Source organism: Methylibium sp. T29-B, from assembly GCF_000576225.1.
Taxonomy (GTDB): Bacteria; Pseudomonadota; Gammaproteobacteria; order Burkholderiales; family Burkholderiaceae_C; genus Methylibium; species Methylibium petroleiphilum.
Map to the genome: position 1 here is coordinate 1 of NZ_AZSN01000151.1, position 8513 is coordinate 8513.

The 8513-nt window shown below is 71.3% G+C and carries 9 protein-coding genes and 4 pseudogenes; 3 read left to right on the forward strand and 10 right to left on the reverse strand.

The features are described 5' to 3' along the window. The first annotated feature begins 140 nt into the window (after positions 1-140). On the forward strand, positions 141-410 hold the full coding sequence (locus Y694_RS17640; RefSeq protein ID WP_036234887.1) for a hypothetical protein: 270 nt from the start codon (positions 141-143) through the stop codon (positions 408-410). On the opposite strand, the gene Y694_RS26135 is transcribed toward Y694_RS17640, so the two are convergent. From Y694_RS26135 to alr, 10 genes and pseudogenes are all read right to left on the reverse strand, one after another. Further along, entirely contained in the window at positions 407-613 is a 207-nt protein-coding gene (locus tag Y694_RS26135) for a hypothetical protein (RefSeq protein WP_231497750.1), read from the reverse strand. The two genes, Y694_RS17640 and Y694_RS26135, sit on opposite strands and share 4 nt — an antisense overlap. After that, positions 613-807: a hypothetical protein gene (locus Y694_RS26140; RefSeq protein ID WP_231497751.1), complete on the reverse strand. Its 195-nt coding sequence runs from the start codon at positions 805-807 to the stop codon at positions 613-615. The genes Y694_RS26135 and Y694_RS26140 overlap by 1 nt, the downstream gene beginning before the upstream one ends. Then, positions 801-1168, reverse strand: a pseudogene (locus Y694_RS23685) (antibiotic biosynthesis monooxygenase family protein). The gene Y694_RS26140 and the pseudogene Y694_RS23685 overlap by 7 nt, the downstream one beginning before the upstream one ends. After that, a complete protein-coding gene (gene radA / locus Y694_RS17650) occupies positions 1165-2529 on the reverse strand; it encodes a DNA repair protein RadA (RefSeq protein ID WP_036234903.1) in 1365 nt (454 codons plus the stop codon). The pseudogene Y694_RS23685 and the gene radA overlap by 4 nt, the downstream one beginning before the upstream one ends. A 66-nt stretch (positions 2530-2595) precedes the next feature. Next, positions 2596-2985 (reverse strand): annotated as a pseudogene (gene arfB / locus Y694_RS26145) (alternative ribosome rescue aminoacyl-tRNA hydrolase ArfB); the annotation flags it as partial. Beyond that, positions 2982-3469: pseudogene (locus tag Y694_RS23690) on the reverse strand (acyl-CoA thioesterase). The pseudogenes Y694_RS23690 and arfB, both read right to left, overlap by 4 nt. Beyond that, positions 3469-3966 carry a hypothetical protein gene (locus Y694_RS17660; protein WP_011831132.1) on the reverse strand — a complete coding sequence of 166 codons (498 nt, stop codon included), beginning with the start codon at positions 3964-3966 and terminating at the stop codon, positions 3469-3471. Before Y694_RS17660 ends, Y694_RS23690 begins: the two are co-directional and overlap by 1 nt. Positions 3967-3982: 16 nt before the next feature. Then, positions 3983-4234, reverse strand: a complete 252-nt coding sequence (locus tag Y694_RS17665; RefSeq protein ID WP_036234896.1) for a GlsB/YeaQ/YmgE family stress response membrane protein — start codon at positions 4232-4234, stop codon at positions 3983-3985. Between the two features lie 88 nt (positions 4235-4322). After that, entirely contained in the window at positions 4323-4727 is a 405-nt protein-coding gene (locus tag Y694_RS17670; RefSeq protein WP_036234898.1) for a DUF2177 family protein, read from the reverse strand. An 85-nt stretch (positions 4728-4812) separates the two neighbouring features. Next, positions 4813-5916 carry an alanine racemase gene (gene alr, locus Y694_RS17675; RefSeq protein ID WP_011831135.1) on the reverse strand — a complete coding sequence of 368 codons (1104 nt, stop codon included), beginning with the start codon at positions 5914-5916 and terminating at the stop codon, positions 4813-4815. A gap of 180 nt (positions 5917-6096) precedes the next feature. Between alr and lplT the strand changes: the two genes are divergently transcribed. Both lplT and Y694_RS17685 read left to right on the forward strand, forming a co-directional pair. Continuing rightward, complete coding sequence (lplT, locus tag Y694_RS17680) at positions 6097-7374, forward strand: lysophospholipid transporter LplT (protein WP_036234901.1); 1278 nt, start codon at positions 6097-6099, stop codon at positions 7372-7374. Further along, positions 7371-8284, forward strand: a pseudogene (locus tag Y694_RS17685) (DMT family transporter). The gene lplT and the pseudogene Y694_RS17685 overlap by 4 nt, the downstream one beginning before the upstream one ends. Positions 8285-8513: the final 229 nt, after the last annotated feature.

An 8513-nucleotide genomic window follows, 5' to 3' on the forward strand; every position in this document is an offset into this window, starting at 1 on the left:
GCCGGCCGCCCCCGCCCGCCGCCCCCTGAACCGGGGGGAACCCCCCTTCACGGGGTTGATGGCGCAAGGGTACGGCGGTACTTTTGTGCTGTGCAGCAATTTCTTGCCCCGCTCGATCCCGAGCCGAACTTCGGTCACCCATGAACGTGTTCCTCAAGCCCCTGCTCGCCACGCTCACCCTGGCCGCCATCGCCTACGGCAGCCAGGCCCAGACCCGCCCCGGGGCCGCGGAGCATCCGGTGGCCCGGTCGACGCCGGCGATCGCCGCGCCCGTCGCCGCCCGTGCCGTGACGCCCGAAGCCGATGCGGGCAGCGTGGCCGAGCCCAACACGGTCGCACTGATCCTGGCCGCGCTCGCGTCGTCGGTCTGGTCTCGCGCCGGCGCTTCGGCGGCTGAACGGCCCCGCTAGCGATCGGGCGCCGCCGCGTCCTCGCGTTCGAGCACCCACGACTGCAGGCGCCCGCGCTCGAGCTGCAGGCGTACGCTGGCGCCGCCAGCGTCACGCCAGCGAAAGGCCTCGTCGGCCGGGTCGCCGATCACCACCCCCAGACTGCCGGTCAGCGGCAGGATCTCCAGCATCGTCAGGCCCGGCCGCAGCCTGGCGTTGAGCATCACGCGCTGCCGACCTGACCGATCGGCCCGCTGCCAGCCTGGCGCATCACGCGCATCGCGCGGCTGAACTGCAGCAGCAGCCAGAACACGATCGCCGTCGCCGCCAGGGCCAGCCCCGGCCAGCCATAGCCCCAGTAGCCCACCACCAGGCCCGCGGCGGCCAGGCACCAGCCCATCCCGGGTCGGTTCAACATGCCGGCCCCTCGTGCGCGGGCGGTCCGCCATAGGCGCGCTCGACCCGCGCGATCCGCAATTCGTAGTGCGTGTACCAGCCTGCCGGCCACGCTCGCGCGCCACGCTGTGCTCGGCGTGTGCCTTCCATGCAGCGATGTCGGCCAGGCTGCGCCAGTAGGACACGGTGATGCCGAAGCCCTCGACGTCGCGCGCGCTTTCCACCCCCAGGAATCCCGGCTGCGTGGCGGCGACCTCGACCATGCGGCCGGCCATCGCGTCGTAGCCGTCGTCGCTGTCCAGGACAGCCGGCGCGCGTCGGCTGCTGAAGACCACCGCGTAGTAGGGCGGCGCGGGCAGGTCCGCGAAGGTCGCATCGCTCATGACAGCTCCCGCAGCACGTCGATCGCCTGCTCGACGCGCTCGACGGCGTGGATCCGCAGGCCCTCGATCGGCTTCTTCGGTGCATTGGCCTTCGGCAGCACCGCGACACTGAACCCCAGCTTGGCCGCCTCCTTCAGGCGCTCCTGGCCGCGCGGCGCAGGTCGCACCTCGCCGGCCAGACCGACCTCGCCGAAGGCGATGAAGCCGCGCGGCAGCGGCCGCCCGCGCAGCGAGCTCTGGATCGCCAGCATCACCGCCAGGTCGGCCGCCGGCTCGCTGATGCGCACGCCGCCGACCGCGTTGACGAACACGTCCTGGTCCATGCAGGCGATGCCGGCATGACGGTGCAGCACCGCGAGCAGCATCGCCAGTCGGTCGCGCTCCAGGCCGACCGACAGGCGCCGCGGACTGGGCCCGCCGCTGTCGACCAGCGCCTGGATCTCCACCAGCAGCGGGCGGGTGCCTTCGAGCGTGACCATCACGCAGGAGCCCGGGACCGGTTCGCCGTGGGTCGAGAGGAAGATCGCGCTCGGGTTGGCCACGCCCTTGAGGCCGCGCTCGGTCATCGCGAACACACCGATCTCGTTGACCGCGCCGTAGCGGTTCTTGATGGCCCGCACGAGACGGAAGCTGCTGTGCGTGTCGCCCTCGAAGTACAGCACGGTATCGACGATGTGCTCCAGCACGCGCGGCCCGGCCAGCGCACCCTCCTTCGTCACGTGGCCGACCAGAACGATGCTGGTGCCGCTGGACTTGGCGGTGCGCGTGAGCTGGGCGGCGCACTCGCGCACCTGGGCCACCGAGCCCGGGGCCGACGTGAGCTGGTCCGAATAGACGGTCTGGATCGAGTCGATCACGCAGAAGGCCGGCTGCTCGGCGTCGATCGTGGCCTGGATCTTCTCGAGGTGGATCTCGGCCAGCACCCGCACGCGGCTGCCGTCCAGGCCGAGCCGGCGCGAGCGCAGCGCGAGCTGCGCGCCGCTCTCCTCGCCGCTGACGTACAGCACCCTCATCTGCGCCGACAGCGCGTCGACCGCCTGCAGCAGCAGCGTCGACTTGCCGATGCCCGGGTCGCCGCCGATCAGCACCACGCCGCCGGCGACGATGCCGCCGCCGAGCACGCGATCGAGTTCCTCGATGCCGGTGGGCGTGCGCGCGACGTCGGCCGCGTCGATCTCGCTGAGCGTGGCCACGGGCTGGCTGCGCGCCAGCGACTGGAAGCGATGCCGCGTGGCCGCGGCCGGCTCGGCGACAGTCTCCTCCAGCGTGTTCCAGGCCCCGCAGGCCGGACACTTGCCCAGCCACTTGGGGCTCGTGCCGCCGCATTCGCTGCAGGTGTAGTTCGTCTTGTCCTTGGCCATTCGCCGCATTGTGGCGCGGCCCGCCGGGCTACCCGAGCCGCCGGACTCAGTCGATCGCGCGGCGGCGCAGTGCCTTGATCTGCCGTCGCGCGCCTTGCTCTCCAGCCGCCGCTGCTTCGAGCCGAAGGTCGGCTTCGTCGCGATCCGCTTGCGCGGCGGCGTCGCCACGCTGGCCACCAGTTCCAGCAGGCGCTGCAGCGCGTCCTCGCGGTTGCGCGCCTGGGTGCGCTGCTCCTGCGCCTTGATGACGATCACGCCGTCGCTGCTGAGCCGTTGGTCGTTGAGCGCCAGCAGGCGCGCCCTGTGTGCCGGGGGCAGCGACGAGGCGGGCACGTCGAAGCGCAGGTGGATCGCGCTCGACACCTTGTTGACGTTCTGGCCGCCGGCGCCCTGGGCGCGCACCGCGGTGCACTCGGCCTCGCGCGCCAGCAGCGCGGCCAGCGCCTCCCGGTTCACGCCGGGCCGCCCTTGATGTCGCGCAGCCGAGCGTCGAGCTCGCGGCGCAGCGCCTTGCGCTGCAGGGCCTCGCTGTGGCGGCGCGTCTCGTCGGGCGTGGCGGCTGCAGCGGCGGCACCGCGGTGGGCTTGCCGGCATCGTCCACCGCCACCATCGTGAAGAAGCAGCTGTTGGCGTGGCGCACGACCTGCGTGCGGATGTTCTCGGCCACCACCTTGATGCCGATCTCCATCGACGAGCTGCCGGTCAGGTTGACCGACGCAAGGAAGGTGACCAGTTCGCCGACGTGGATCGCCTCGCGGAACACCACCTGATCGACCGACACGGTGACCACGTAGCGGCCCGCGTAGCGGCTCGCGCAGGCATAGGCCACCTGATCGAGCAGCTTCAGGATCGTGCCGCCGTGGACATTGCCAGAGAAATTGGCCATGTCCGGCGTCATCAGCACGCTCATCATGAGCTGGTGCAGCGGCCGATCGCTCATCAGTGGGCCGCCCAGGTGTGAGGCAGGGCCGGCAGCGGCGGCGGTGCCGGCAGTTCGGGCAATGCAGCGCGTACCTGCTGGCAGTGCAGGAGGTGGCGGTCGCACAGGCGCTTGAACATCCAGCCCGACAGCGCAGCCGACGCCACCTGGCCGGCCACCGGCGCGAACTTGGCGGCCTGCTGCACGCCCAGACGGACCCCGAGCCCGCGCAGCGCACTGATCAGCACGCCCTGCGTCAGCGCTCGGCCGATCAGGTAGCTGCCGACCTCCATCGCCAGGTCGTCGACCCGGTTGCGCAACGGCGCCGGCAGGCGCGCCACCTGGTCGGGCCCGAGCCCGTGCGCCACGCTGATCTGCCCGAGCGTGGACGCCAGCAACTGGCCGTTGACGAACAGATCGGCGCCCGGCACCGGCAGCACCGACACGCCGGCGGCCTTCAGCGCCTGCCGCCGCACGAGGCGGCGGCAGTGCCGCTCCAGGGCGGGATCGGCGGACACCGCGCGGCCTCTGCGCTCAGGCCTTGGAAGCGTTCAGCTTGCCGACGATGAACAGCAGCACCACCGCGCCCAGCACCGAGGCGATCCAGCCTGCCGGCTCGCCGACCGCATACCAACCCAGCGACTGACCCACGAAGCCGGCGAGGAACGACCCAGCGATGCCGAGCACGCAGGTCAGGATCCAGCCCATCTTCTGCTCGCCCGGCATCACGAAACGCGCCAGCGCGCCGACGATCAGACCGACGATCAGGGTGGTAATGATGCCCATGGCGAAAGTCTCCCGGGAGAGGCAGTTGAAGAAACGGCCGATATTGGCACAACCGATGCCGAAGTGGATGACGGGCCCGCGCACCCGGTCAGCGCCCGAAACGCAGCGCTGCGGCGCAGCCGGCCCCGGCCGCGACGGCGGACACGAAGCTCCCCCAGGCGATATCAGTCAGCGTGACCTGCCATGACCAGCCGCGCAGCGTGGCCAGGTTGGTGAGGTCGTAGGTCATGTAGGCGAAGAAGCCGAACAGCGCGCCCAGCATCAGCGCGCGCGTCACGGACTCCGCCGCGAGCGCCGGGACCACGGCGAACACGACCACACCGACGATGTACAGCAGATAGAAACATGCCGCGACACCGAAGCGCACCTGCTCCGCCATCAGGGGGCCGATCTGCCCGCGATAGAAGTCCTTGGCGACCGCCCCGAGCCACAGCGCGTCCAGCACGGCGAGCACCGCGAGTGCGGCGACATAGGCGACGAAGTAGCGTGGCATCGGCGGGCCCCTGATGAACGTGGGACCGATGTTGCCTGGGGCTCGGGGCCGCTGCTGTAGGACGGCGCCGCGGCTGCATGCCGGGTCAGCCGGCGGCGTCCAGCCGCACCGGTACGCGCGCGGCCAGCGCGCACATCGGTTCGTAACCCACGGTGCCGGCCGCGTGGGCGACCTCATCGATCGGCAGCACCGCGCCGGACGACGCCCGACCCCACAGCGTCACCTCGCTGCCGCGCGCGGCCTGGGGCAGCCCGCCCAGGTCGACGGTCACCATGTCCATCGACACCCGCCCGACCAGCCGCGTGCGCACGCCATCGACCAGCACCGGCGTGCCGCTCGGCGCGTGACGCGGGTAGCCGTCCGCATAGCCACAGGCCACCACGCCGATGCGCATCGGCGCCTCGGCGGTGAAGCGGCTGCCATAGCCCACCGTGTCGCCGGCCTGCAGATCCTGCGTGCCGATCAGTCGCGCGCGCAGCGTCATCGTCGGCTGCAGGTCCCAGTGGGCGATGTCGTGCGAGGGGAAATCGGGCGCGGAGCCATACAGCATGATGCCGGCGCGCACCCAGTCGGCACGCACCGCAGCGTCGGCGCCGTGGCGCAGCGTGGCCGCGCTGTTGCAGAGGCTGCGTTCGCCCGGCAGGTCGCGCGTGGCGTCGTCGAAGACCTGCATCGCCGCGGCGATGCCGCGGCCGCCGTCGGCGTCCGAGAAGTGACTCATCAGCGAGATCTCGTCGACCTGCGGCAGCGCATGGAGCCGCGTCCACGCCGCGCGGAACGCCGCGGGCCGGAAGCCCAGCCGGTTCATGCCGCTGTTCATCTTCAGGAACACCCGGTGCGGCTGGTGGGTCTTGTGCATCGCCAGCCAGTCGATCTGCGCCTCGCAGTGCACCGTGTGCCAGAGGTTCAGGCGTGAGCAAAGCTCCAGGTCGCGCGGCTCGAACACGCCCTCGAGCAGCAGGATCGGGCCGCGCCACCCCAGGTCGCGCAGTTGCTGCGCCTCGGCCAGATCGAGCAGCGCGAAGCCGTCGGCCGCACGGAGCGCCTCGAAGACACGCGCGATGCCGTGGCCGTAGGCATGGGCCTTGACCACCGCCCACACCCGCGCGTCGGGAACGGCCGCTCTGGCGCGGGCCAGGTTGTGCGTCAGGGCCTCGGCGTGGATCAGGGCTTCGATGGGGCGCGGCATGTCGCAAGTGTGCATGCGCCGAAGCGGCGGCAGGGCCGCACGCAGGCAAATTCAAGGTACATCAGCCGTCCTGATACCCCGGTGCGGCACCCGGAGACTGCCAGGACCGCGTGCTATAACCCGCGCCGCAGGGAGACAGTTTGGCACCGGTCGATCCCGGATGCCGCAGCCGACGAGCGGATGAAAAAAGGTTTCTACACCATCATGTCGGCGCAGTTCTTCAGCTCGCTGGCCGACAACGCCCTGTTTGTCGCGGCCGTCGAGTTGTTGAGGACCTCCGGTCAGCCCGAGTGGCAGCGCGCCGCGCTGGTGCCGATGTTCGCCCTGTTCTACGTGGTGCTGGCGCCCTTCGTCGGCGCGTTCGCCGATGCGGTGCCCAAGGGCAAGGTGATGTTCATCTCGAACACCATCAAGGTCGTCGGCTGCCTGATGATGCTGTTCGGCTCGCACCCGCTGGTGGCGTTCGCGGTGGTCGGGCTGGGCGCCGCAGCCTATTCACCGGCCAAGTACGGCATCCTGACCGAGCTGCTGCCGCCCTCGCAGCTGGTCAAGGCCAACGGCTGGATCGAAGGCCTGACGATCGGCTCCATCATCCTCGGCGTGCTGCTCGGCGGACAGCTGGTGGGTCGCGCGGTCGCGCCCACGCTGCTGGCGATCGACCTGCCGCTGGTCGACACCGGCATCGACACCGCGCCCGAGGCCGCCATCGCCGCGCTCACCTCGCTCTACGTCGTGGCCGCCGTGTTCAATCTCTACATCCCGCGCACGCAAGCGCCGCTGCAGCCGGTCGCGCACAGCGTCGTCGCGCTGGTGCGCGACTTCTCGGCCTGCAATGCGCGGCTGTGGAACGACAAGCTGGGCCAGATCTCGCTGGCGACCACCACCCTGTTCTGGGGCGTCTCGGGCAACCTGCGCTACATCGTGCTGGCCTGGGCCGCCGCGGCGCTGGGCTACGGCACCACGCAGGCTTCGTCGCTGGTCGGGGTGGTGGCGATCGGCACGGCGATCGGTGCCGTGCTGGCCTCGGTGCGCATGCGGCTCGACCAGGCCACGCTCGTGATCCCGCTGGGCATCGCGATGGGCGTGCTGGTGATCGGCATGAACTTCATCTCCAACGTGTGGGTGGCAGCGCCCTTCCTGGTGCTGCTGGGCGGCCTGGGCGGCTTCCTCGTGGTGCCGATGAACGCGCTGCTGCAGCACCGCGGTCACAACCTGATGGGTGCGGGCCGCTCGATCGCGGTGCAGAACTTCAACGAGCAGGCCTGCATCCTCGGCCTCGGCGCCTTCTACACCGGCATGACGCGCTTCGGCCTGTCGGCCTTCGGCGCGATCACGATCTTCGGCGTGGTGGTCGCCGGCTCGATGTGGCTGATCCAGCGGTGGCACCGCAACAACTGCGTGCGCCACAAGGACGAGGTCGATCACCTGATCGCGCTGGCCCGCAGCGACCCGCAATGACGGGTGCTCCGCAGCACGCCGGCAGGCCGCCGGCCGTGCCGCTGCTGGCGGTGCTGGCGTTGATGCTCAACGCCTTCGTGTGGGGCGTGTCGTGGTGGCCGTTCCGGCAGCTCCATTCGTTCGGCCTGCACCCGCTGTGGGCGACCGCGTTGGTCTATGGCCTGGCGGTCGCGGTGATCGTGCTGCGCTGGCCGCAGGCCCCGGGCCAACTGCGGCGCACGCCGGTGCTGTGGGTGCTGGTACTGGCGGCGGGCACCACCAATGCCGCGTTCAACTGGGCGGTGACGATCGGCGACGTGGTCCGTGTGGTGCTGCTGTTCTATCTGATGCCGCTGTGGACCGCCCTGCTCGCACGCCTGCTGCTGCAGGAGCGGCTCACGCGCTGGGCGCTGTTCCGCGTGCTGCTGGCGCTGGCCGGTGCGGCGATCGTGCTGAAGCCCGCCGGCGCCGGCTGGCCGCTGCCGTCGAGTCTGGCGGACCTGCTGGGCATCGTCGGCGGCTTCAGCTTCGCGCTCAACAACGTGATGCTGCGGCGCGAGTCGCGGCGGCCGCCGGAGGGCCGGGCGCTGGCGATGTTCCTCGGCGGCGTGCTGGTCGCCGGCGCGCTGGCGCTGAGCCTGAGCACGGCCGGCAGCGTGGCCTGGCCGCCGGCACCGCAGCGTTCTGGCTGCTGCCGCTGGCGATGCTGGCACTGGCCTTTCTGGCCGCCAACCTGGCGTTGCAGTACGGCGCGGCCCGGCTGCGGGCGAACGTGACCTCGGTGGTGATGCTCACCGAGATCGTGTTCGCCTCGGTCTCGGCGGTGCTGCTCGGCGACCAGGTGCCGAGCCCGCAGCTGCTCATCGGCGGTGCCCTCATCCTCGCCGCCGCGCTGCTGTCGGCGCTGGAGCCGGAGCCGGCGCACCCATAGCGCCGGCCAGCCGCGTGCGAGCCGTCACAAGACGGGGCCGCGGCGTTGCACTTTGTCATGCCTCGCCGCCAGCGCCGCGGGCATGCTCGACGCCATGCATGCCAAGCCCCGTCCCGCCGGCGCGCCGCCGCCCCGCTACCGCCTCCTCGCCCTGGGGCTGCTGTTGGCCCTGGGTGCCTGCGGTGGGGGCGGTGGCAGCGAGGATGTCGCCGCCGCGCCCGGCGGCGCC

Excerpts from the sequence above, each read along its gene's own strand:
- Y694_RS17640 (WP_036234887.1), top strand. The coding sequence starts at position 141 with ATGAACGTGTTCCTCAAGCCCCTGCTCGCCACGCTCACCCTGGCCGCC.
- Y694_RS26135 (WP_231497750.1), bottom strand. The coding sequence starts at position 613 with ATGCTCAACGCCAGGCTGCGGCCGGGCCTGACGATGCTGGAGATCCTG.
- Y694_RS26140 (WP_231497751.1), bottom strand. The coding sequence starts at position 807 with ATGTTGAACCGACCCGGGATGGGCTGGTGCCTGGCCGCCGCGGGCCTG.
- radA (WP_036234903.1), bottom strand. The coding sequence starts at position 2,529 with ATGGCCAAGGACAAGACGAACTACACCTGCAGCGAATGCGGCGGCACG.
- Y694_RS17665 (WP_036234896.1), bottom strand. The coding sequence starts at position 4,234 with ATGGGCATCATTACCACCCTGATCGTCGGTCTGATCGTCGGCGCGCTG.
- Y694_RS17670 (WP_036234898.1), bottom strand. The coding sequence starts at position 4,727 with ATGCCACGCTACTTCGTCGCCTATGTCGCCGCACTCGCGGTGCTCGCC.
- alr (WP_011831135.1), bottom strand. The coding sequence starts at position 5,916 with ATGCCGCGCCCCATCGAAGCCCTGATCCACGCCGAGGCCCTGACGCAC.
- lplT (WP_036234901.1), top strand. The coding sequence starts at position 6,097 with ATGAAAAAAGGTTTCTACACCATCATGTCGGCGCAGTTCTTCAGCTCG.